Genomic DNA, 23107 nt, shown 5'->3' with positions numbered 1-23107 from the left:
GTTTTTTATAAAAAAAGCCCCAAACACTTTACGGTGCTTAGGGCTTTGGGCAAACTTAAAAAAAACGGTCTTATTTCCAACCTCCTCCTAGTTCTCTGTAAACATGAACTATGGCATTGAGTTGCTCTTTTTTGGTATCTATTAGTTCGAGATTAGATTCTAAAGCATCGCGCTGTGTCATCAAAACTTCGAAATAATCTACTTTGGCAGACTTGAATAAATCTCCTGCAACGGCTATAGAACGGTTTAATGTAGCTACTTGTTGCGATTTTAAGTCATAGCTTTTTCCTAGATTATTGATTTTAGAAAGTTGGCTAGAAACTTCTAGATAGGCATTTAAAATGGTACGCTCATAGTTATACAAAGCCTGAATTTGTCGTGCATTGGCAGAACTATACTCGGCTTTGATGGCATTTCTGTTAATCAAAGGCGCAGCCAAATCTCCGGCTAATGAATACAGCAACGACTCGGGAAGTGTAAACAAATAGGACGGTTTAAAAGCATTTAATCCTATCGCTGCCGAAATATCGAGTGAAGGATAAAACTCGGCACGCGCTACTTTTACATCCAGCTTTGCAGCAGTCAGTTGCAGTTCGGCTTGTTTGATGTCCGGACGATTGGCCAACAATTGCGAAGGAATTCCTGAATTGATTACCGATGGCATCAAACTCATGAAGTTACTTTTGTCTCTCTTTATCTCCTGCGGGTACTGCCCTAACAAAAAGTTAATTTTATTCTCCGTTTCTTTTATGTTTTGAAGAATCTCAAACTCCATGCTTTTAGACGCCATTACCTCCGCCTGAAATTTTTGAACACCTAACTCAGTTGCTCTAGCGGCTTCTTTTTGAAATTTTACAATTTCTAAAGCATTCGATTGCAATGCAATATTCTGTCTTACAATATCTAACTGGCTATCCAGAGCCAATAATTCGTAATAAGAATCGGCAACCTCAGCGATAAGGTTCGTAATCACAAAGTTCTTACCTTCAACAGTTGCTAAATATCTAGTTACTGCTACTTTCTTAGAATTGCGCAGTTTTTTCCAAATATCTACTTCCCAGCGGGCATAAGCCGCTAGTTTAAAATCGCTCAACGGGTCTGGCATTTCCTTACCGGGCATTATCTCGGTAGAGGCATCCCCCGCCCCTTGACTGGTATACCTTCCTACTTTTTCAACTCCTGCGCCTGCGCCTATACCAACTTTTGGTAACAGAGCGCCTTTCTTCACACGAATATCATTCTTTGCAATCTCAATTTCCTGCAAAGTAATCTGTAATTCCTGATTGTTTTTCAAGGCTGTATCGATCAAATTTACCAAATTCTGATCCTTAAAATAGGTACGCCAAGGAGTAGTTGAAATATTGATCGTATCCGTACTTTTATCAAAAGATTCAGGAACAGGCTTGCTTGCTGCCAACGGTGCGATACCTGGAGTACAACTTACCACCGCTAAGCAAATACCTAGCGGGATAATATATTTATGTAACTTCATTTTATACATGGTTATTATCAATTTCTTCGGTTAATGGATTTTCTTTTTCATTTTTTACCAGCTTATATTTTTCTGCGATTCTACCAAAAACGTAGTACAATCCAGGAATAATAAATACACCGCAAATGGTCCCTATAAGCATTCCTCCTGCTGCCGCAGTACCAATAGTTCTGTTACCAATTTTACCAGGTCCAGAGGCAAATACCAAAGGAATTAAACCTGCAATAAAGGCAAACGAAGTCATCAAAATAGGACGGAACCTCGCTTTAGAACCTTCCATGGCTGCTTCGAGCACTGATTTTCCTGCAGCATGCCTTTGAATAGCAAACTCGACAATCAAAACGGCATTTTTACCCAACAAACCAATAAGCATGACCATCGCAACCTGTGCATAGATATTATTTTCTAAGCCTGTTAATTGCAATAAAAGGAAAGCTCCAAAAATACCTGCTGGTAAAGAAAGAATTACCGACAATGGCAAAATAAAACTTTCGTATTGTGCTGCCAAAACTAAGTACACAAAACCTAAACAAATAAGGAAAACCCAAATGGCTTGATTACCTTGTGCTACTTCATCAGCAGAAATACCTGCCCAGTCAATACCAAAACCTCTAGGTAATTTTTTCTCTGCCACTTCCTGAATAGCTTTAATAGCGGCACCACTGCTGTAACCTGCGGCTGCGGCTCCACTAATTTCGGCAGAATTATACATATTGTGACGTGTAATTTCCGACAGTCCATATACTTTTTCTAGCTTCATGAAAGCCGAAAAAGGAACCATTTCGTCACGGTTATTTTTTACATATAATTTTAAAATATCTTCGGGTAAAGCTCTGTATTGAGGTGCTGCCTGGACGATTACTTTATAATTAAATCCGTATTTGATAAAGCTAATTTCATAATTACTACCCACAAGTGTAGATAACGTATTCATGGCGTTCTCAATAGACACTCCTTTTTGTTGCGCCAAATCATTATCGACTTTCATCATATACTGAGGGAAACTAGCACTGTAAAAACTGAATACTGAAGATAGTTCAGGACGCTTATTCAATTCTTTTACGAATTCAGCATTAACCGTTTCCATTTTTTTATAATCTCCTGAACCCGCTTTATCAAGCAAACGAAGCTCAAAACCTCCTGCAGCTCCGTATCCTGGCACAGCTGGCGGTTGGAAAAATTCGATATTAGCACCCGGAATTTCTTTCGTTTTTTCTTCTAATTCTGCCATAACCTCTTGCACAGAATGTTTTCTATCGCTCCAATCTTTAAGGTTTATCAAACAAGTACCTGAGTTAGAACCCGTACCTTCTGTAAGGATTTCATAACCAGCCAAGGCCGAAACCGATTGAACACCTTCGACGGTTTCTGCGATTTTCTGCAATTTTTCGGCAACATTATTCGTTCTTTCTAATGATGAACCTGGAGGAGTTTGAATAATAGCATAAAACATCCCTTGATCCTCATTTGGGATAAATCCAGAAGGCACGTTGCTGCTTAAAATCCATGTTCCCAAACAGAAAACTATAAGGGTGATAAAAGTAATTGTTCTTCTGTTTATGATATGACTCAAAGCATTTTGATACTTCCCAGCCGTTATATTAAACTTATTATTAAAACCATCTAAGAATATATTTATTGGAGTTCTCTTTTTAGGCTTACCATGATTATTTTTCAACATCATAGCACAAAGTGCAGGCGTAAGTGTCAATGCTACGATACCAGACAAAATAATTGCAGTTGCCATAGTGATTGAAAATTGACGATAGAATATCCCAACAGGACCTGACATAAATGCAACTGGAATGAATACCGCTGCCATCAAAAAGGTAATTGCAATAATAGCTCCTGCAATCTCGTGCATCGCTTTCTTGGTAGCCTTTATAGCTGATAAATGCTCTTCTTCCATTTTAGCATGCACTGCTTCGATAACAACAATCGCATCATCGACCACGACACCAATGGCTAATACCAGTGCAAATAAGGTAATAAGATTTAGTGTAATTCCGAAGAATTGCATGAAAACAAAAGTTCCGATAAGTGAAACAGGCACTGCAATTGCAGGAATAATAGTTGACCTCCAATCTCCCAAGAAAAGGAAGACTACCAATCCCACCAGAATAAAAGCTTCGACCAAGGTGTGCATTACTTTTTCGATCGAAGCATCCAGAAATTTAGAAACGTCATAACTAATTTCGTAATCCATTCCTTTCGGGAAAGAGTTTTTCTTAATTTCGGCTAATTTTGCCTTTACATCTTTAATTACCTGACTTGCATTACTACCATAAGATTGTTTTAATACAATAGCGGCAGAAGGCTTCCCGTTTAAGCTCGAATAAATATCGTACATCGAGCTTCCAAACTCAATATTGGCAACGTCTTTTAATCGTAAAATTTCACCGTCGGCGCTCGATCTTAAAACCACATTTCCGTACTGCTCTTTTGTAGTAAATCGCCCAGAATATTTCAATACATATTCAAATGCCTGAGATCGTTTACCGGAGCTTTCACCCGTTTTACCAGGAGATGCTTCTAAACTCTGATTTGCTAATGCTTCCATTACCTCATCAGCAGAAATTTTATAAGCTAACATTCTGTCTGGTTTCAACCAAATTCTCATGGCGTACTCACGAGTACCTAAAACATCTGCAAACCCTACTCCATTTACCCTTTTTAATTCTGAAAGGATATTAATCTCGGCAAAGTTGTAAAGAAACTTTTGGTCTGTATTTTTATCATCACTATAAAGATTCACATACATTAACATGCTTGATTCTTCACGAGTAATCTTTACCCCTTCTCTTACCACTAATGGCGGTAATTTATTCACTACAGAAGCTACACGGTTTTGAACATTAATCGCAGCCTGATTAGGATCTGTACCCAAATTAAATATTACTTGAATACTAGCTTCACCATCATTACCTGCATCCGAAGTCATGTATTTCATCCCAGGAACACCATTTAGTGCCTTTTCTAACGGAATGATTACAGATTTGATCATAAGCTCTCCATTAGACCCAGGGTAATCTGCTGTTACATTTACTTTTGGTGGCGAAATAGATGGAAATTGAGTCACTGGCAGATTTGTTACGGCCAAGGCTCCTAAAAAGACTATTATAAGCGATATTACTATCGAAAGAACAGGTCTTTGAATGAATTTATTAAACATTTATTTATTTTTTAATGATTAAACTAAATTGGAATTTATTGTCATCAGCTCAGTATATTTTGCTTTTTATTAGTTTCAGCAAACCTCTGAACACTAAATACTGAAAACTGACCACTTGAATTTACTCCGCTTTTAATCGCAAATGATTGATAACCTCTTGAGGTGCTAGGTAATCGAATTTGATTTTCTCATCTTCTTTTACTTTTTGAACACCTTCTATTATAATTTTATCATTCTCCGTAATACCGCTAGCAACCACGTATAAATCAGGTATTTCACCAGTAATAGTAATTTCTTTTGAAGTCACAACATTATTTTTATTCACTACAAAAACATACTTTTTGTCTTGAATCTCGTAAGTTGCTTTCTGTGGAATTACAACTACATTTTTAAGCGGAACTGTCATTAATACTTTTCCAGTTTCGCCATTTTTTAAGAGTTTATCAGAGTTTGGAAAACTAGCTCTAAAGGCAATATTACCCGTTTCGCTATCAAATTCACTTTCTATAACTTCTACTCTTCCTTTGTATTTTAAAGGTTCGTTGTTCGCCAAAAGTAAAGTTACTATACTATTTGCTCTCCCTTTTACATTGCTTTGATACTCTAGATATTCAGGTTCAGAAACATTAAAATAGGCAAACATTTTACTGTTATCCGAAAGACTAGTCAATAATTCGCCTTCGTCAATAAGACTTCCTAATTTTTTCGGAATTCGGTCAATCGTTCCGTCAAATGGAGCTCTAATTTCAGTAAATGATAAATGAAGTTTCGCTAAGGCCACTTCGGCTTTTGCTTGCTCCAATTTCGCCTGCGCTATAGCCTGCTCACTTTTTGAAACTATATTTTTATCGGCAAGATTTTTAGTGTTTTGTAATTCTATTTCAGCTGCTTTTTCTTCTGCTTTAGCTTTCAGCAATTCAGCTTCATACATTTTTGGCATGATTCTAAACAACACTTGGCCCGCTTTTACAAACTGCCCCTCATCTACATAAATATTTTGCAAGAACCCTTTTTCTTGGGCACGAATCTCAACATTTCGCACTGATCGTATCTGCGAAACATATTGCTTTACAAACGAAGTATCAATTTTTACAGGATTGGTAACGGTAAATTTACCGACTTCTTCTTTTTCTTCTTTTTTAGTTGTACAACTTGTTAGACACAACAAGGCAAGCATGCCCGTGAACACAATTATTCTCTTCATAATATAAAAATGGAAATTAAGCGATTGAATACTTTGGAATTAGAGATTCCTTTTGGATATAAAAATTATCAGTCGCCAGAGAAGAATCTGAACTGTACTACAGGAGGAAATAGGTTTAGCCAAAAATTAGCATTAGAGATTTACTGCAACTGAATTTATTTGACATTTCAACTTATTTTTTATTAGTCAAATAAAATCTTCGAAGCCTTCTTCAAAACTTAACACTTGCTCTAATTTAAAAGAAGTCAAAAAATTTCTTCTTTAAAAATTCCTCGAAACGTTCAGGACGTGAGCACTTGTTTGTATTGAATAATCTAGCTTCGTAACGAAATCTAATTCTGATTTTAGGTTTAATACACACCAACTTGGTACAGAGGATTGCTCCATCGGTAACTGATGTATCGTAGAATCAAATTCTTAAGACTCTTTGTCTAATGTAAATAGGATTTGAATGGCCGCAAAAGGGCAAGAAGATTTTAAAACACTCGGAGTAATCGTTTAAAACAAACTGATTAGGGAATGCCAAATACCAACTGTCTAGTAAGCTGTATTTTTTGAAAAGAAATTTATTGGTAAGCCCATCTTTGGCATCATCGCCGCTAACGTGTTCCTCGTCTAAATCTACGTCGGCATCCTCAATTAAGAGACTACCTTGATCTTGATTTAAAAATTTTACTTTGAGGTTTTTCGAAAAATTGTATGAAGAAGAGTAACTGCTACTGTCATGATTTGTATCTGCATGAAGATAATGCCCTCCGCCTAGCAGATGGAAACACAGATATACGAAAAATACAGTTGCTCTCATTTGGGCGCAAAAGTAACAAAAGATCGAAAGAAAAAAAACTATTTTTCAAGACTCGAAAAACAAAAGCAAACGAAAACGTTTTCGCCAATTTACCTGATAATGCTATCCATAAGCTGTTGGACACAATTAATAAATATTTTAATACTTTAAAATAGAAGCTTCTAACATAATTTTATGATTGATCCATTAACCGCTATAAGGCATCAAATCTCTTTGTATAATTTATAAATCATTTCTTAATTTATCTTTTTATAAGCAAGAAATTACATCTAAAATACATATAGCATACTTGTAAAATGTCTGCAAGACGCAAAAAAAAACTCTAAATCCTTCAAAATGTTTAGAGTTTTTCTTTATATAGCTCACCTACAATGTTGCCATATCAATGACAAAACGATAGCGCACATCGCCTTTTACCATTCGATCGTAAGCTTCATTTATATTTTTGATGTCTATCATTTCAATATCAGAAACGATACCGTGTTCTGCACAATAATCGAGCATTTCTTGGGTTTCCGGCAATCCGCCTATCAAGGAACCTACAATACTTTTTCGTCCAAAAATAAGTCCCATAGCATGTAACTCATACGGCGCGGGTGGCACACCAATGCAAACATGAACTCCTTTGGTCTTTAGCAATGCAACGTACATATTCAAATCATGTGGTGCAGAAACCGTATCCAGAATAAAATCAAAATAACCCGTCACACTTTGAAGTTGTTTTTCATCTTTGGTAACTACAAATTTATGGGCGCCCAGTTTCTTGGCATCGGCTTCTTTTGCAGGAGATGTACTTAGAACGGTTACTTCGGCACCAAAAGCGACACCAAACTTAACCGCCATATGACCCAAACCGCCAAGACCCAAAACCGCTAGTTTATGCCCTTTTCCCACTCCTAAAAATTTTAGAGGAGAATAAGTCGTGATTCCAGCACAAAGCAAAGGAGCTACGGCGGCCAAATTCAACTTATCGGATATATGCAAAACAAAATCTTCATGAACGACAATGGTATTCGAGTAGCCACCGTAAGTTGGCGTTTTTTTGTCTTGTTCCGTACTATTATAAGTCGCCGTAAATCCATTTAAGCAAAACTGCTCCAACCCTTCCTCACAGTTTTCGCAAGTACGGCAGGAATCAACCAAACAACCCGTTCCTGCAAGATCGCCTACTTTAAATTTCTTGACATGACTCCCAATTTTTATCACTTTCCCAACAATTTCATGTCCAGGAACCATCGGAAAAACACCGCCACCCCAATCGTCTCTTATCTGATGAAGGTCACTATGACATACCCCGCAAAATTGAATATCGAATTGCACATCATGTGGTCCGACTTCCCGTCTTTCAAAATTCCATGGTGCCAAGTCCGACTTAGCATCCTGTACTGCAAATCCTTTTGTTGCTATCATATTTTTTATTTTTAATAAAAATACTAAAAAAAATCTGACAGTCCGTTAATTGCATATTAAAACAGTTGATTTATTTTAAAAAAAATAAAAACCTATTTACAAAAACCTTTACAATTGATTTTGTTTTTCATTTGCAATAGCATTTTATTAATGTTCTATTCTTTTTCAGCTATAGAAATTCGTTTCTTTGCCAAAATCTATACTTGCAACACCTAAAAATCAAAACTCCTTCATGCCTGAATATTTCCTAGATATCGAATACAACAACCACACTTATGGCGCGGATGAAGTCAATTTTAAGGAGTTTGAATGTTGTACGTTTAACCATTGCACTTTTTCGGCTTGTAACTTTATGGATGTTACTTTTATCGATTGCATCTTTAATGATTGTATTTTTAGCGAAGCCAAAATCAATCATGTGGCGCTGAGAACAGTTACGTTCAACCGATGTGAAATCAAGGATGTTAATTTTTCCATGTGCAACAAACTCATTTTTGAAGTCCACTTTAACAATTGCATACTGGATTTTTCTAAATTTTATACCCTAAAAATAAAAGGAACTCCCTTTATCAATTGTAGTTTGGTTGCCGTCGATTTTATGGCTACCGATTTGACCGAAGTACTGTTTGAAAATTGTGACCTATACCGTTCCGAATTTGGCAAAGCCATTGCCAACAAAGCCAATTTTAAGACCAGTTACAACTACACGATTGACCCAAAAACCACCAAATTGAAGAAAGCGGTATTTGCATTAGAAGGTTTAAAAGGGTTGCTGTATAAACACGACATCATCGTAAAGTAATTTCTTTTTCCCCGACAGCCAACACTACCGACAGCTAAAGGAACTAACTTAAAATAGGCAATTTTGAATTAAAAATTTTAAGTGATAAACTCAAGGTGATTTCCTTCAGTATGCAAAATATGTTTTGCTTTCTGAATTTCTTCCTTAGAACCATTTACTATTACTATAAATTTTCCTTCTTTCAGATGTTCATGGCATTTAACTACCTTATCTTCTTTTATTCCAATAAAAGTCAAAAGTGAAATGAAACCACCTGCAACTATACCCAAGTCAAGTCCAGCGATGATTCCTACAAGTGCGCCTGCTCCATACAAAAAACCGAAACCAGGAATAGTAAAAACACCAATACCAGAGAGTAACCCAATTAGCGTACCCGCTCCCATACCAACCAGTGCAGGAGTTTCTTTCATAGTATCTAGTGATTGGATATGAATATGATCCTCAATTATTTCCGCCTTACCCAACAGCGAAACGTTATCCATAGGAAAATCATTTTCGCTTAACACTTTGATGGCATTAACCGCCTTTTCGTGGGTATCATAAATGGCAATTTGTGATTCCATAATATTATATTTTAAGGTATTAACACGATTAGTCAACATCATAATACTCTTAGTAAAGTTATGAATTTAAGCTGTTTATACATTATTATTTAACACTTTAGAATACAAAAATTTACTATTATTCAACCTGTTCAATAAAAATAGTATCAAAGCTCAATCAGTAGGATTTGATTGTATTCTTTAGTCAGTTTCATGATTTTTTATTTGGATAACATGTTGTCAAATCGCTTTTGCATTTCCTCAAAACTCATATCTTCTTTGTGGGTTGTTATCATCCATTTATACCCAAATGGATCCATTACTTGTCCTACTCGATCTCCATAAAACATATCCTCAATAGCCATTATTACGGTTGCACCTGCATCAAGAGCTTTCTGAAAAATGGCATCTACATCTTTTACATACAATCCAAAAGTCATTGGGTTTCCACCAATGGTTTCAGGACTTTTGTTCCCCCATTCGATATTCTCGTCTGCCATCATCAGTAAAGAACCTTCAATTTCTATTTCGGCGTGACCAATTTTACCATCTGGCATCAGTAATCGACCTCGTTCTTTTGCATCAAATGCTTTTTTGTAAAATTCAATAGCGTCACTACATCCTTTGATTGTTATGTAGGCATTCAAGGTGTACGCTCCTGGGTAAATGTGTGATGTTTGCATGTGTTATACGTTTTTAAGTTGTCATTTTGTATTGAGCAGATAAAACCCTGCTCTAAACAGAGCATTAAATTTACATATTTTTCTGTAAAACAGAACATTACTAAATTATTATTTTAAAATACGGGCTTTTATAAAATTTTAAGATTTATTACCTACACTTTAAAATGCGGTTAAACAAAAAAAAACTCGCTTAAAAGTCCTGAATTTTCGGGATTTTTAAACGAGTTTTACATTCTTATATGTTGTGTTTTTTTGCTTTTAAATAGCTACAAATTTATTCTCATGTGATTGTGTGTAATTCCAACCTCATCAAATGGTTCATCATAAATTTCAAAACCAAGTTTTTTGTAAAAATCATTTGCGGATGCTCTAGAATGGCACGTTACCTCCTTAATTCCTTGCTGTTTACAAAGTTCCAATAACTCAATCACTAAAAGTTTGCCTATGCCCTTCCCTTGCAAATTTGTATCTACGGCCATTTGCATGAGTTGAGCTTTTTCTTTTTTTCTGTCAATTGGGACCAAGATAACACAACCCAAAAGAGTATCATTTTCAGTTGCCACAAAGTGCCAGGCCTTATCATCGTTCATTTCCCATGCATTGTCAGGCAAGCCAATGGGTCTAAGTAAAATTTTATTTCTTAATTCTCTTTCTAATTGATAAAGAGGATCAAGAATTGTTATTTGTTTTATTTCTAACATGTTTTTTTGAGGTTTTTATTTCTATAAGGCGAAATTACAGCTAGTATGATTTTAATAATCACACCTTTTTCTCCATCACATAATCTTCCATCAGGTAGCCGTGATCCAATTCGATATCAATTTCATCAACAATTTCGAAACCTAATTTTTGATAGAAATGCAAGGCTTTATTGAATCGATTTACGTTTAAAGAAAGTGCAGTCGAATGGTTTTCTTTAGCAACATTTTCAATAAAATCGATTAGTGTTTTCCCAATTCCTTTGCCTTGAGTTTGTGGCAAAATATAAATTTTATGAATTTTGGTTTGTGGCTGTTGATTATAATTATGCTCATAAGAAGCAAAACCTAAGGTCTCGTCTCCTTCTTTGGCCAATACAAAATGATGTCCTTTATTGAAGACACTATCCTTTAAGGCTTCCTCATTATAAAAGGCTCCCAGCATATAATCCAATTGCGCTTTCGGAAGGATTTCTCCATAGGCAATTGGCCAAGTTTGATGTGCAATATCTTGAACTGTTTTGTAATCGTTTGTTGTAGCGGTAACTATTGTAATCATTTTAGAAGTTATAAATTAGAAAATAGAGTATAGAATAAAGAATAGAGATTGGAGTTCGTGTGATTGCTTCATTCCGATAATTATCGGAACTACTATTGACATTTTTATTTAATCGATTGAAAAACAATTATTTAACAAAATCAACATGCAAGAATAATACGTCATTTTATATTACTTTTTTTAGAATAAAAATTCCACCTCGCAAAGACTGAAAACTGAAAACTGAAAACTGAGACTGAAAACTAAAAACTACCCATGAATTGTCTCACTTTTCCCATAATTGGCAATAACAGATTCTTCGAATTCCAGCCATTCTCTCCATCGTTTTTCGACATCGATTCCAACGCCATATTTTCGGGCATAGGTTATAAAAGTAGTGTAATGAGCTGCTTCGCTTTCCATCAAATCTCTGTAGAAAATAGATAATTCTTCGTCTTTAATATTTTCAGAAAGTACCTTGAAACGCTCACAGCTTCTGGCCTCAATCATAGCCGAAAACAACAAACGCTCCACCAAACTAGAAACTCTGCTTCTATCGCCGCTTTTTTTCATGTACAAATACAATTCATTTACATAATCGTCTTTGCGCTCGCGACCTAGCTTCAATCCACGTTTGATGATGATGTTATGCACTTGCTCAAAATGGTCGATTTCTTCTTTGGCCAAAGCCAATAAATCCTTTACCAAATCCTGATGCTCGGAATTATTGGTAATTATGGTAATTGCATTGGTAGCTGCTTTTTGTTCACACCAAGCGTGATCCGTTAGAATCTCCTCTATGTTTTTCTCTACAATATTTACCCATCTTGGGTCGGTTGGCAATTTTAATCTTAGTACTGACATGGGGAAAATTTTAGATTTTAGTCCCGAAAGCTTTCGGGAGCAGATTTTAGATTTTTAGAACCTTCGGAATCTGAATCTCATTTTTAGTAAAAAAGGTTTAAAGTTAAAAATCAAGAACCCATAAATTCATAAAATACGGTTGTACTTTTATAATATGGAATTCCAAAACTTTAAACTCTAAACCTTTAAATTAAATTTTTAAACACTTAAATTTTTAAAAGATTAAACCTCTAAACTTTTAAACCCTTAAACTTTTAAACTTTTTTAGTAAACGAAGATTGCTCTTTCGCTCATCATTTCGTTTACTTCATTGGCTACTTCTTCAATAATATCTTCATCAGTATGGTTCATTAAAACCTTATCGATCATAGCTACAATCGTTTCCATATCTTCTTCAACAAGACCACGAGTGGTGATTGCTGGAGTTCCAACACGAATACCAGAAGTTACAAATGGTGATTTATCATCAAATGGAACCATGTTTTTATTTACGGTGATTTCAGCTTTTACCAAAGCATTTTCTGCCTCTTTACCTGAAATTCCTTTGTTTCTAAGGTCAATCAACATCATGTGATTGTCTGTACCTCCAGAAATAATATTATATCCTCTTTTTACAAAAGCATCAGCCATTGCATTAGCGTTCTTTTGCAATTGCATAGCATAAGTAAAGAATTCATCTTGCAATGCTTCACCAAAAGCAACCGCTTTGGCAGCAATAATATGCATTAATGGTCCACCTTGATTTCCAGGAAAAACAGCAAGATCCAATAAAGTAGACATCATTCTAATATCTCCTTTTGGTGTAGTTAATCCCCAAGGATTTTCAAAATCTTTACCCATCAAGATCAAACCACCACGAGGACCACGTAATGTTTTGTGAGTTGTAGTTGTTACAATATGACAATGAGGAATTGGGTCATTCATCAAACCTTTGGCGATAAGCCCAGCAGGATGAGAAATATCTGCCATTAATATAGCTCCTACACTATCCGCAATTACTCTAAAACGCTCAAAATCCATATCACGAGAATAAGCCGAAGCTCCTGCAATGATTAATTTTGGTTGTTCTCTTGTAGCAATTTCTTGAATTTTATCATAGTTCAAACGACCCGTTTCTTGATCTACACCATAAAAAACTGGACTGTATAAACGACCAGAAAAATTCACTGGTGAACCGTGAGTTAGGTGTCCTCCATGTGATAAATCGAAACCTAATATTTTATCTCCTGGTTTCAAACAAGCAAAAAACACTGCGGTATTAGCTTGTGAACCTGAGTGTGGCTGTACATTTGCGTAAGCAGCACCAAATAATTCTTTGGCTCTGTCTATGGCAATTTGTTCTACTACATCTACTACTTCACAACCTCCGTAGTATCTTTTACCGGGGTATCCTTCGGCATATTTATTAGTCAAAACAGATCCGGCTGCTTCCATTACTTCATCACTTACAAAGTTTTCAGAAGCAATAAGTTCTAGTCCGTGTATTTGTCTGTCTTGTTCTTCTAGAATGAGGTCAAAAATTTGTTCGTCGCGTTGCATTTCTTTGATTTTAGTTAATTTGTCGCAAAAATACAAAAAAACGTTTGTTTAACAGTTAGATTATAATATATTTGACAAGTAATTTTCAACAAAACAATTAACATTATCATGCCAATAACAGCCAACGATACCAGCAGAAAATCATGGTTAGAAGTACTAACAGACAGTGACTTTCCCATTCAAAACATTCCTTTCGGAGTTTTTTTAACAAAAGAAAACATAGTTACCGTAGGTACAAGAATTGGTGACTTCGCAATCGATTTAGGAGCTTTACAGCAACTAAACTACTTTGAAGGAATAGAATTGACAGACGATATGTTCATGCAAGACACTTTGAACGATTTTATATCCGATGGTCAAAAGACATGGAGATTAGTCCGAAATAGAATAGCCGATATTTTTGACGCAATAAATCCCGAATTAAGAGACAATCCCAAACATAGAGATATCGTAATTTTTAAAATGGAAGATGTCGAAATGCAACTTCCTGTATTAATTGGCGATTATACTGATTTCTTTTCTAGTAAAGAACACGCTACCAATACCGGGAAAATGTTCCGTGATCCCGAAAATGCTTTGTTACCCAACTGGTTACACATTCCCGTAGGATACCACGGAAGAAGTTCTACTATTATTCCGTCTGGAATTCCGGTACACAGACCTATGGGACAAACCTTGCCAAATGGCGAGACCACCCCTGTTTTTGGTCCTTCGCGATTAGTAGATTTCGAGCTAGAAACTGCATTTATCACTACCGATTGCAATATTATGGGAGAAACCATTCCTATTAGTGAAACCGAAGATTATATTTTCGGAATGGTTTTATTAAACGACTGGAGCGCCCGTGATATTCAAAAATGGGAATATATACCACTAGGACCCTTTTTGGCCAAAAACTTTGGTTCATCAATTTCTCCTTGGATAGTTACTATGGATGCTTTAGAGCCTTTTAGAACCAAAGGACCAAAACAAGAACCAACACCTTTTCCTTATTTACAACAAAAAGGAAAACACTCTTTCGATATTAATCTTGAAGTAGCAATTGCTCCAGAAAACGCAGAACCAACTGTTGTTTCTAGAACCAATTTCAAGTACATGTACTGGACAATGAGCCAACAACTAGCACACCATACCTCAAACGGTTGTCGTGTAAACTCAGGAGACATGATGGGTTCTGGAACACTTTCGGGCTCAACTCCAGACAGCTTCGGATCGATGCTAGAATTGACTTGGGGAGGAAAAAACCCGATCACATTAAATGACGGCACCGAACGTAAATTTATAAATGATGGTGATACCGTAATCATCAAAGGGTACAGCGAGAACGGACAAGTTCGTATTGGATTTGGAGAATGCTCTAGCAAGTTACTCCCTCCTTATGTAAGACAATAATTTTAAGTTAGTGATTAGTGAAGAGTAATTAGCTGTTAGCTTTACAATCACTAAAAACCATTCAATAATCACTGAATAACGACAAAAAATCTTATACAAACCGACAATTTTACAGTTGCCGGTTTTTTTATGAAAAATTTAAAGCGTAATCCCCTAGAGGAATAGTAATTTTGCAAAATTATTTTTTAGCTTAAAATCGATATAATTCATTTCCTCCAAAACATGAGAAAAATTACTTTTATAATTACATTCTTTATTCTGCTTACCTCTTGCAGTCTAAAACAAACCAAAAACAATTTGGCTTCAGGAAATTATGATGCCGCTATTGATATTGCGGTTTCTAATTTACGCTCCAATAAAGACAAAAAAGGAAAACAAGACTATATCTATTTACTCGAAGAGGCTTTCGCCAAAGCCAAAGAGCGAGATTTAAACACTCTTAGTTTTTTAAGTAAAGACAATCATCCAAGTAATTTAGAGAAAATATACAATACCTATTTAGCATTAAATGACCGTCAAGAAAAAATCAAACCTTTGCTTCCGCTAAAATTGATTAAAGAAGGACGAAGTGCTATTTTTCCTTTCGACAATTATACTGATGGAATCATCAGCAGTAAAAATAACCTATCCAATTATCTTTACACCAATGCAAAAGCGTTGATGCTTACCAAAAACAAAATGAATTACCGCAGGGTTTATGATGATTTAGTCTATTTGGATAAAATAAATCCTAATTATAAGGATGTCGCAAAAATCATGGATGAAGCACAGTTTAAAGGAACTGATTTTGTAATCGTATCTGCCCAAAACGAAACCAACATGATTATTCCTGTACAACTTCAAAACGATTTATTGGATTTTAAAAGCTATCAATTGAATGACAAATGGACTGTTTACCATAGTATTAAACAAAAAGGTACCAACTATGATTTCGGAATGCTCATCAACTTCAGATCTATTTTCATATCTCCTGAACAAATAAAAGAAAGAGAATTTATAAAAGAACGCCAAGTAGTTGACGGACAAAGAAAACAGCTTGACGCCAATGGCAGAGTAGTTTTGGACAGATACGGAAAACCTGTAATGATAGACAATCTAGTAAATGCAACGATAAACATCTATGAAATCAGACAATTTAAATCGTGTCAAATCACTGCGAAAGTGGATTACATTGACAACAAAACCAACCAATCCATAGAATCTTTCCCAATAGCAAGTGAGTTTGTTTTCGAAAATATTTATTCAACCTACAAAGGAGATCGACGTGCTGCCGATGCTAATTATTACACCTATTTTGATAAGAGAGTCGTTCCCTTCCCCACTAGCGAGCAAATGGTCTATGACACCGGCGAAGACTTGAAAGCCAAAATCAATGCGGTTATTACTCGCAATCAGTTTAGGAAATAAGAGATTTGATAGTTACAATTCCCAATAGCTAGCAAATCGCATTAGGTCGTTTTTTTATTTCGTTTCAAGAAAATTTTTAAAATTTCCTTTTTCATCAAGTGTCTCAATTTTTGGATTTCCTTTTTCATCTACATAAATTTTCATTTTTGGATTTCCTTCTTTGTCATACAAAAACACTCCTGAATTATTAGATTTGGTTCGTCCTATAAAAACCCTTCTTTTCGAACCTTCCTTAATCCTCAATTCCTCCATTTTTTGATTTCTTATTTTCTCATCTTTTATTTTTTCAAGTTCTTCATATTGAGCGTTTCTTACGTCTATATTTGAGCCTATTGGGTACTCGTTTATAATTAGACCTCTTTGGATATTACTTTTTCCATTTTCATATTCCTCACTATTTAATATCTGAATTACTTGATCATCATGATAATTATCCATCGTAAATGACATTCCCGAGCTTGTTTTATTATCATTGGTTTTCCCTGCAAAAACTAAGCCTCCACACTCATCTCCTTCGTCATTAAAAAAAATCATGCCCGCTGGTCTGTCTCTTTTTGGATAATCTTTCCCGTTCATTCTTCCAGAATGTTGTCTGGTTTCATTACTTAATACCATTCGTAAGCTACCATCTTCTCCTATTAAGTTGATTTTCTTAGCTGTGATTTCATCAAATGTTTCTTTTTTATCTTCTTTTCCAAAAGAACTTAATAATACAAAGCTAAAAACAAGGGTGCTCACGATAGCATAACCTGCTAAAAAGTTGATTTTTCTTTCTAATTTATTTTCCATTTTTATTGTTTAATTTACTGTATTTACAAGGGGTTTTAGTATTATTATTTTCAGTTTTGTACACCTCCTTTTCCTTGTAGGTAATTCTATCGATCTATTTCTTTGAATTGCTTTCCATCTCTTCCAAAATCCTAATTATTTTATCTAGTTTGTCTATTTCAATTCTATTCAACTTAATTGCCAAAGCTTCTATTTCCAACTTTGCTTCTTTATTGGTTTGATAATCGGATTGTGCTTGAGCTCTGTCTCTGTCATTTTGCCTGTTTTGAGCCATCATGATAATAGGAGCGGCATAAGCAGCCTGTGTCGAAAAAACAAGATTTAGTAATATAAAAGGATAAACATCCCAATGATACGTATAGGCAACAAGGTTTAATCCCATCCATAGTATTACCAAAATGGTTTGAACTATAATGAATTTCCAAGATCCCATTCCACTAGCCACTGAATCAGCTAAACGACTACCAAAGCCTGATTCCTCTTTATGTTTTTCGTGCCATGTTTTATTATTACTCATCTTTCTTGGGTTTTGTTATATTATGTTATGTTTTGATTTTCTGAATCACATGTCGAAACTTATTAGTCTATCACAAATTCAACCCATTTATTTTCGAAATAAATCGTTGAAACTTTGATCGCGTTTTTCATAAGTGCTGCTTTTATAAATGAATTGTCTTTTCCGATATATTTTAATTCCATATCATCCATAGAACTTGTATCATAATACGATCCATACTTACAATTGGAAGGATTACCTTTTACATCAAAAGTCCATATAGACAATAAAATCATTTTTTTTGAATTCTTATTTGGCTTATTGTAACCGAAAATTCGACACTCCTTTTGCATTGAAGAATATAGCGACATAACACTGTCCTTTTTTGAAATCTGTATTTTATTTACAAACTCCTTTTGGGTAAAAATGTATTTCTCCCAATTAGTATTTTCTTTTTCCCAATTAATACTATCTCGATTTACCTTTTTTTTAGCCTGAGAATAACCGTTATGGCCTATAAGACTCAACGAATATAAAATTACAAATATTAGTCTTGTCATTTTAGTATAGTGTTTATTATTTTGCAAATCCTCTGCCATTCCAAACAGCAGTTAGAATAGTAGTTTAATTTCAAATTAGTCGTCTTACTTTTTGCATATAGGTTAAATAATTGTGACCGTGTTGATTGGTTAAAAATTCTTCTTCAAGTCTGATTTGAATCTGAATTAACACATAACCTAAAACAAAAAAAACTCCTGTCAAAGCGTTTGGTGTTATTAGGAAAAGTCCAACCAGACTAATTATCATTCCAAAGAAAATTGGGTTTCTTGAATAGCTAAAAAGTCCTGTCATAATAAGTTCCGTTTTGACTTCGGTGTCTATTCCTATTCTCCAAGAATCTTTCATATTCCCTTGCGCAATTACTGTCCAAAGAAGTGCAAAAACTAAAAGTCCAAGTCCAACATATTTTAAAGTCGTGTTGTCAATTTGAGAAATAGGCAAACAGTAGTTATAAATTGTCGGTGCAAATGCGTAAAGCAGAACATAAACGAACATAAAAATCATCGTCAGTTTAAAATAATATCCAATAAGTCCGTAAGCACTGTCGTCATTGGGCAAAACAAGAGGATTTTTTCCAATTCGTTTCGCCACCATTATACTTTTTGCTACAAATGCAATTACAAAATATAGGATAAAATATGTCGGTAAAATTATTCTTAAAGATTGTTCCATTTTGTTTTTTATTAATGTTTACTGTTTTTCTAATGCTCTGCAAAGATCTCCAGACATAGCGTAACGCGTAGGAGAGCTAGAAACTAATACTTCTAGGTCGAATTCGTCACACACACACAGAGTAAACAATACAAATCCGCAATCAAAGTCCTTGCGAGTTCCGATAATTATCGGAACGAAGCAATCTCATTTGCTATATCCATTCCGATGATTCGTTTGGTTTGCTTGTGATAGTGAGATTGCTTCGTTCTTACCAAGGACTCAGCAAATCCCGCTACGCATTCTAAGACTAAAAACAAGAAAATAACAGTTTTGTTACTTTGCAGTTTTTCAATAACTCTTAAAAAAGTATACAATTCTTAAAGAGCTTTACAGTAAAAGTCGGGAGACTTTTATCTCATTCAAGGTTTTTAAAAACTTTAAAAAAAAAAGCAAAGTCAAAGACGTTTGCGGAGCGTGTAGGGACGAACACATCGCGGAGCTGGGGAACTGGTGGATTTATGACCACAATCTTTTCCACCAAGGCTTACTTCTACTATTAGCTTTATTGTTTGATTCTACACTATCTCTGCCATTGTTTTTATCCATTGTTGGTAGCTGCTTTATTCGTGTCATCATTTCAACAACTTCATCATAATTCTGCAAATCTCTTTTTCGCTCACTATAAATATATTGCCATTTGAAATCAGGAATTAGAATTTTTGAATTTATATCTTCATTCCACTCTGCTTCAAGGCCTTTTTTAGTTAATATTTTTACAATTTTTCGTCCTACTTCTAATGTCACCTTATGATTTGAATTATCAACTTTTTGATATGCAATGTATAGACTTGAGCTCTCCGGAGTAACAGCTCTTGCAAGGTCTTGCTCGTGATAAAAACAATATCCATCAGAAATCACCTGATTTTCACTAAGTCTCCTTTCCACTTCGGCTACTTCATATTCTCCATCACTAGTTGTAAACCCTGCATTATGTAGTGCAATTATATTTTGCTCACACAATTCGTCAAAAGCTTCAATTAGTCTATCCGTATCTGTTGGTTTTTTCCACTTTTCACTTTCTTCTAGCAACTTTTTGAATTCTTTTTCTATATTTTCAAAAGCCCATTTTTCAGAAATTTCCTCATCAAACCCGTTATCTTCTATTTCTTCGATTATGTTTTCCTTAATTTCAGAAACAGAAAGAAATCCCATTCGGACTTGATTGAAAATAGACTCGTAAATAAACTCTTCATTTTCTGTCATATCTTTTTCTTCTTGTTTAGTTCAAGTTACGACCAACGTTTCGCTGTTTTGAGATGGCTGGAAGTTCGTAAACGCTCAGTTTTCGGCTTAACGAAAACTTGATGCGAAACGGTAATTCCACTAAACTCCAGCTATATCAAAACAGCTGTTACAAGACGTTTTTCTTGGTAGGAGCAAGTGTCAATTCCCATTCAAACTCTATCTCTTCGAGTTTTGCTATTTTTTCAGGCGTTAATGTCTTAATTCTTTTGGCTCTTCTTTGAGAAGCTGACCAAGTGTATAATTCTTTATCAAAACTTTTTGTAACTCTACAATTACCATTAGATATTTTATATTCACATAATAAATCATAAAAGAGATTCCATTTTTCATCTGTAGAATTTTCTTTCGATAATTTTAAATCTAAATTTTCTAATAATTGTATTTGTTCATCATTAAGATTGTCAAATGTATACCTTCTTTTTTGACTTGAAACCCAAGTTCCAAACTTTTTATCTTCTTGATAGTCTTGATTAATTTGATTTATATTTTCTCCTTTTTCCTTAAGTGCTTTTAGTTTTTCAAAATTATTTTTCCATACTAGAGTTAATTTTCTATATTTTTTATCTTTTCTATCAACTTCTGAACGTAAAATTATACCGTCCACTCCAATCTCTTCTAAAATTTCTTTGTATTCTTTTCTCGTACCTCTATTTTTTAGGCTATAGATGAAATTTCCTAAAGCAATTCCGTCAGTTTTATAACTCAAAGGAACATTGAAATTGCCAAACTCTTTCTTATAGTCTATCAGTTTATTTAATTTAATTTTAAATTCATGTTCTTCTAAATCCCAAATGATATTTTCTGATTCTAGTAATTCTATTCTATCTTGAGAAAGTAATCCACGCTTTCTATTTACAGTTTGGTCATTTCTCCATCTTGCAATTTTATATTCATCTGTATTTCTTTTCTGTTTAGGTTCACGATTATATTTTTTCTTAAATTCCGAGTATATTGTCAGATTTTTAAACCATTGATCATCATCTTTTGAAATTTGACTATTCCTTTTATACCCCAATTCCCAACTAAAATCTATTTCTTCTAATTTTTTTATTTTATGCTCACTCATACGATTATCATCGTACTTTTTGTAATGACGTTGCATAGCAACGAAATTAGATAATTTGTACAATGGATCTTTTGAGTCTTTTTTTCGTGGAACATCAGAATTTTTGAATTTTACGAAATATTCTTTGAGTTCTAAATATGATTCTTCCCATATTTTATCAAATCTTATATCGTGACCGCTAGCGAAGTTGAATCCATTTTTTACCAACTTTTCTAAATGCTCCTCTGGAATCCTTTCTTCTCTGTAGAGAGCTTTTTGATTAAGATACCAAGTATACAAGCTACGGTTTACATAATCTTTAGGGATTATTACTGATTTATATTTTTCTTTAAAAATTTTAAATCTTTCAAAGTTTATTTTCCACATTGAAAAATAATAGTCATTGAGAATTATCTTGGATTGATAGTTTTTAATTTCTGTTTGACTGCCTATGTTTTCTAAATCTTCCAAATCAACATATGATGCTTCTACAGCTGTAAACAAGTCGTTGCCTTCATCATCTTTTATATTGTTTTTTTCAATGTCCTCTTCACTTTCATAGATTCTTTTCTCATCAAGTATTAATCCGTTTACTGTTAAATATTTGATTAGATTTGAATCTAATTTTTTTATATTTTGATTACTTTTATCTAAAAAGTTAAAAAAGTATTCTTCGATTTGTCTCTTTAATTTTTCGCCTTGAAAATTACCCGATACAAAGTCTATAGCAAGTGAAGTTTCAACATTATTAAAAAGGCCAGGTCTTGTTAAATTAGAAGAACCAATTAATATTCTATTCGCTTTTTCTCCATTAAAAATATATAGTTTAGGATGATATATTGCCCTAGTTCTTTTTGTAGGATTATAATAAATGTATGTATCAATTTCTCTTTCCAAAAGTTCAAGTAAAGCTTCTCTTGAAGTACCTTTATCATCAACACCTAAATAGAATTCAATTTTTTTGTAGTTAAGTTTTACTTTTTCGAGTTCGTCTATGAAAATTGAAAGTCCTGAAAGAGTAGTGTAAGCTACAAAACATTTAAAAGTATCAAAATTTTTGTCTTTGAAAGATTTATGTAGATAATTTCCAACAGTATTATCTTGCTCTTCTAATATTCCATGTCCAAGAAATTCTATTTTCATTTACGTTTCGTTTTTTTAAAATGTCTTGTAACTATTGTACACACGAAACAACCCTGCATACACACAACCAATACTAAGTGTTTAACAAAAATTTGTTTCGTATTTTTTACTTTTCAAATATACCCAATATCCCTTACAAATCTTAAAAAGAACTTTTTATTTATCAAAACCTTTTCGGTCTTAAAAAAACAAAATCTCCTCGTTTTCCTTAAAGTTGTTATGTCCCCGTAAGTGATAGCAGCTAGCTACCGAAGTAGCGCGTTCCGATAATTATCGGAAAGCACGACCGCCGATAGAGAAAAGGGCAATGACGACAAAGTAGCTTGCCCTTTTTTCTAGCGGGGGTTACGCCAAAATCACTTTTAAAAACCAATTACTGATTCAAAATCGTTCGTCAGCACCTCGAAAAAGAAAAAATTAATCAAAATCAGTCCTTAAACTCCTGAAATTTCTTTTTTGATACAAAAACAACCTTATTTGTTAAAAATTTGACTTTTACAAAAAAATTAGTATTTGGTTTGAAAAATAATTGTAGATTTGCACCAATGAAAAATACAGGAACATAT

The 23107-nt window shown here is 34.3% G+C and carries 21 protein-coding genes; 4 read left to right on the top strand and 17 right to left on the bottom strand.

Annotated features, from left to right (window positions below; all coding sequences use genetic code 11):
• Positions 1-70: 70 nt before the first annotated feature.
• From FNW52_RS09010 to FNW52_RS09000, 3 genes are all read right to left on the bottom strand, one after another.
• Positions 71-1501 carry a TolC family protein gene (locus FNW52_RS09010; RefSeq protein ID WP_143377130.1) on the bottom strand — a complete coding sequence of 477 codons (1431 nt, stop codon included), beginning with the start codon at positions 1499-1501 and terminating at the stop codon, positions 71-73.
• Positions 1494-4664, bottom strand: a complete 3171-nt coding sequence (locus FNW52_RS09005) for an efflux RND transporter permease subunit (protein WP_143377129.1) — start codon at positions 4662-4664, stop codon at positions 1494-1496. The genes FNW52_RS09010 and FNW52_RS09005 overlap by 8 nt, the downstream gene beginning before the upstream one ends.
• A gap of 121 nt (positions 4665-4785) precedes the next feature.
• On the bottom strand, positions 4786-5868 hold the full coding sequence (locus FNW52_RS09000) for an efflux RND transporter periplasmic adaptor subunit (RefSeq protein WP_143377128.1): 1083 nt from the start codon (positions 5866-5868) through the stop codon (positions 4786-4788).
• A 9-nt stretch (positions 5869-5877) separates the two neighbouring features.
• Here FNW52_RS09000 and FNW52_RS20715 point away from each other — a divergent pair, with 9 nt between their 5' ends.
• Positions 5878-6021: a hypothetical protein gene (locus tag FNW52_RS20715; protein ID WP_185965943.1), complete on the top strand. Its 144-nt coding sequence runs from the start codon at positions 5878-5880 to the stop codon at positions 6019-6021.
• Between the two features lie 256 nt (positions 6022-6277).
• On the opposite strand, the gene FNW52_RS08995 is transcribed toward FNW52_RS20715, so the two are convergent.
• Positions 6278-6673 carry a hypothetical protein gene (locus FNW52_RS08995; RefSeq protein ID WP_185965942.1) on the bottom strand — a complete coding sequence of 132 codons (396 nt, stop codon included), beginning with the start codon at positions 6671-6673 and terminating at the stop codon, positions 6278-6280.
• A gap of 366 nt (positions 6674-7039) precedes the next feature.
• Positions 7040-8083: an NAD(P)-dependent alcohol dehydrogenase gene (locus tag FNW52_RS08990; RefSeq protein WP_143377127.1), complete on the bottom strand. Its 1044-nt coding sequence runs from the start codon at positions 8081-8083 to the stop codon at positions 7040-7042.
• A gap of 232 nt (positions 8084-8315) precedes the next feature.
• Here FNW52_RS08990 and FNW52_RS08985 point away from each other — a divergent pair, with 232 nt between their 5' ends.
• The gene (locus FNW52_RS08985) at positions 8316-8885 is read left to right on the top strand and encodes a pentapeptide repeat-containing protein (protein ID WP_143377126.1); all 570 of its coding nucleotides are present in this window, start codon (positions 8316-8318) and stop codon (positions 8883-8885) included.
• 77 nt (positions 8886-8962) lie between these two features.
• Here FNW52_RS08985 and FNW52_RS08980 read toward each other — a convergent pair whose 3' ends face one another.
• The 6 genes from FNW52_RS08980 to glyA form a co-directional block, all read right to left on the bottom strand.
• Positions 8963-9448 carry a hypothetical protein gene (locus tag FNW52_RS08980; RefSeq protein ID WP_143377125.1) on the bottom strand — a complete coding sequence of 162 codons (486 nt, stop codon included), beginning with the start codon at positions 9446-9448 and terminating at the stop codon, positions 8963-8965.
• 200 nt (positions 9449-9648) lie between these two features.
• The gene (locus tag FNW52_RS08975) at positions 9649-10110 is read right to left on the bottom strand and encodes a VOC family protein (RefSeq protein ID WP_143377124.1); all 462 of its coding nucleotides are present in this window, start codon (positions 10108-10110) and stop codon (positions 9649-9651) included.
• Between the two features lie 266 nt (positions 10111-10376).
• Positions 10377-10811 (bottom strand): GNAT family N-acetyltransferase, encoded by a 435-nt coding sequence (locus FNW52_RS08970; RefSeq protein ID WP_143377123.1) that lies wholly within the window; start codon positions 10809-10811, stop codon positions 10377-10379.
• Between the two features lie 58 nt (positions 10812-10869).
• The gene (locus FNW52_RS08965; RefSeq protein WP_143377122.1) at positions 10870-11367 is read right to left on the bottom strand and encodes a GNAT family N-acetyltransferase; all 498 of its coding nucleotides are present in this window, start codon (positions 11365-11367) and stop codon (positions 10870-10872) included.
• A 249-nt stretch (positions 11368-11616) separates the two neighbouring features.
• Complete coding sequence (locus FNW52_RS08960; RefSeq protein ID WP_143377121.1) at positions 11617-12210, bottom strand: tRNA-(ms[2]io[6]A)-hydroxylase; 594 nt, start codon at positions 12208-12210, stop codon at positions 11617-11619.
• Between the two features lie 264 nt (positions 12211-12474).
• Positions 12475-13749, bottom strand: a complete 1275-nt coding sequence (gene glyA, locus FNW52_RS08955; protein ID WP_143377120.1) for a serine hydroxymethyltransferase — start codon at positions 13747-13749, stop codon at positions 12475-12477.
• A gap of 108 nt (positions 13750-13857) precedes the next feature.
• On the opposite strand from glyA, the gene fahA reads away from it, so the two are divergent.
• Together fahA and FNW52_RS08945 are read left to right on the top strand one after the other, a co-directional pair.
• Positions 13858-15141, top strand: coding sequence for a fumarylacetoacetase (fahA, locus tag FNW52_RS08950; protein WP_143377119.1), 1284 nt, complete (start codon positions 13858-13860; stop codon positions 15139-15141).
• Between the two features lie 222 nt (positions 15142-15363).
• Positions 15364-16548 (top strand): hypothetical protein, encoded by a 1185-nt coding sequence (locus FNW52_RS08945; RefSeq protein WP_143377118.1) that lies wholly within the window; start codon positions 15364-15366, stop codon positions 16546-16548.
• 54 nt (positions 16549-16602) lie between these two features.
• Here FNW52_RS08945 and FNW52_RS08940 read toward each other — a convergent pair whose 3' ends face one another.
• From FNW52_RS08940 to FNW52_RS08915, 6 genes are all read right to left on the bottom strand, one after another.
• Complete coding sequence (locus tag FNW52_RS08940) at positions 16603-17337, bottom strand: hypothetical protein (RefSeq protein WP_143377117.1); 735 nt, start codon at positions 17335-17337, stop codon at positions 16603-16605.
• A 94-nt stretch (positions 17338-17431) separates the two neighbouring features.
• Positions 17432-17854, bottom strand: coding sequence for a DUF1003 domain-containing protein (locus FNW52_RS08935; protein WP_143377116.1), 423 nt, complete (start codon positions 17852-17854; stop codon positions 17432-17434).
• Positions 17855-17916: 62 nt separating this feature from the next.
• On the bottom strand, positions 17917-18393 hold the full coding sequence (locus FNW52_RS08930; protein WP_143377115.1) for a hypothetical protein: 477 nt from the start codon (positions 18391-18393) through the stop codon (positions 17917-17919).
• Between the two features lie 70 nt (positions 18394-18463).
• Positions 18464-19066, bottom strand: a complete 603-nt coding sequence (locus tag FNW52_RS08925) for an isoprenylcysteine carboxylmethyltransferase family protein (RefSeq protein WP_143377114.1) — start codon at positions 19064-19066, stop codon at positions 18464-18466.
• A 498-nt stretch (positions 19067-19564) separates the two neighbouring features.
• The gene (locus FNW52_RS08920) at positions 19565-20311 is read right to left on the bottom strand and encodes a hypothetical protein (protein WP_185965941.1); all 747 of its coding nucleotides are present in this window, start codon (positions 20309-20311) and stop codon (positions 19565-19567) included.
• 148 nt (positions 20312-20459) lie between these two features.
• Positions 20460-22541: a Helicase associated domain protein gene (locus FNW52_RS08915; protein ID WP_143377113.1), complete on the bottom strand. Its 2082-nt coding sequence runs from the start codon at positions 22539-22541 to the stop codon at positions 20460-20462.
• Positions 22542-23107: the final 566 nt, after the last annotated feature.

The organism is Flavobacterium sp. ZT3R18 (genome assembly GCF_007097385.1).
Classification (GTDB): domain Bacteria; phylum Bacteroidota; class Bacteroidia; order Flavobacteriales; family Flavobacteriaceae; genus Flavobacterium.
This window is presented reverse-complemented; position numbering and strand designations above follow the sequence as displayed.

Bases quoted from the DNA above. Each gene is read 5' to 3' on its own strand.
- FNW52_RS20715 (WP_185965943.1), top strand. From the start codon at position 5,878: ATGGAAATTAAGCGATTGAATACTTTGGAATTAGAGATTCCTTTTGGA.
- fahA (WP_143377119.1), top strand. From the start codon at position 13,858: ATGCCAATAACAGCCAACGATACCAGCAGAAAATCATGGTTAGAAGTA.
- FNW52_RS08990 (WP_143377127.1), bottom strand. From the start codon at position 8,083: ATGATAGCAACAAAAGGATTTGCAGTACAGGATGCTAAGTCGGACTTG.
- FNW52_RS08960 (WP_143377121.1), bottom strand. From the start codon at position 12,210: ATGTCAGTACTAAGATTAAAATTGCCAACCGACCCAAGATGGGTAAAT.
- FNW52_RS08920 (WP_185965941.1), bottom strand. From the start codon at position 20,311: ATGACAGAAAATGAAGAGTTTATTTACGAGTCTATTTTCAATCAAGTC.
- FNW52_RS08945 (WP_143377118.1), top strand. From the start codon at position 15,364: ATGAGAAAAATTACTTTTATAATTACATTCTTTATTCTGCTTACCTCT.
- glyA (WP_143377120.1), bottom strand. From the start codon at position 13,749: ATGCAACGCGACGAACAAATTTTTGACCTCATTCTAGAAGAACAAGAC.
- FNW52_RS08985 (WP_143377126.1), top strand. From the start codon at position 8,316: ATGCCTGAATATTTCCTAGATATCGAATACAACAACCACACTTATGGC.
- FNW52_RS08970 (WP_143377123.1), bottom strand. From the start codon at position 10,811: ATGTTAGAAATAAAACAAATAACAATTCTTGATCCTCTTTATCAATTA.
- FNW52_RS08935 (WP_143377116.1), bottom strand. From the start codon at position 17,854: ATGAGTAATAATAAAACATGGCACGAAAAACATAAAGAGGAATCAGGC.
- FNW52_RS08975 (WP_143377124.1), bottom strand. From the start codon at position 10,110: ATGCAAACATCACACATTTACCCAGGAGCGTACACCTTGAATGCCTAC.
- FNW52_RS08940 (WP_143377117.1), bottom strand. From the start codon at position 17,337: ATGGAAAATAAATTAGAAAGAAAAATCAACTTTTTAGCAGGTTATGCT.
- FNW52_RS09000 (WP_143377128.1), bottom strand. From the start codon at position 5,868: ATGAAGAGAATAATTGTGTTCACGGGCATGCTTGCCTTGTTGTGTCTA.
- FNW52_RS08915 (WP_143377113.1), bottom strand. From the start codon at position 22,541: ATGAAAATAGAATTTCTTGGACATGGAATATTAGAAGAGCAAGATAAT.
- FNW52_RS08995 (WP_185965942.1), bottom strand. From the start codon at position 6,673: ATGAGAGCAACTGTATTTTTCGTATATCTGTGTTTCCATCTGCTAGGC.
- FNW52_RS08980 (WP_143377125.1), bottom strand. From the start codon at position 9,448: ATGGAATCACAAATTGCCATTTATGATACCCACGAAAAGGCGGTTAAT.
- FNW52_RS09010 (WP_143377130.1), bottom strand. From the start codon at position 1,501: ATGTATAAAATGAAGTTACATAAATATATTATCCCGCTAGGTATTTGC.
- FNW52_RS08925 (WP_143377114.1), bottom strand. From the start codon at position 19,066: ATGGAACAATCTTTAAGAATAATTTTACCGACATATTTTATCCTATAT.
- FNW52_RS08965 (WP_143377122.1), bottom strand. From the start codon at position 11,367: ATGATTACAATAGTTACCGCTACAACAAACGATTACAAAACAGTTCAA.
- FNW52_RS08930 (WP_143377115.1), bottom strand. From the start codon at position 18,393: ATGACAAGACTAATATTTGTAATTTTATATTCGTTGAGTCTTATAGGC.
- FNW52_RS09005 (WP_143377129.1), bottom strand. From the start codon at position 4,664: ATGTTTAATAAATTCATTCAAAGACCTGTTCTTTCGATAGTAATATCG.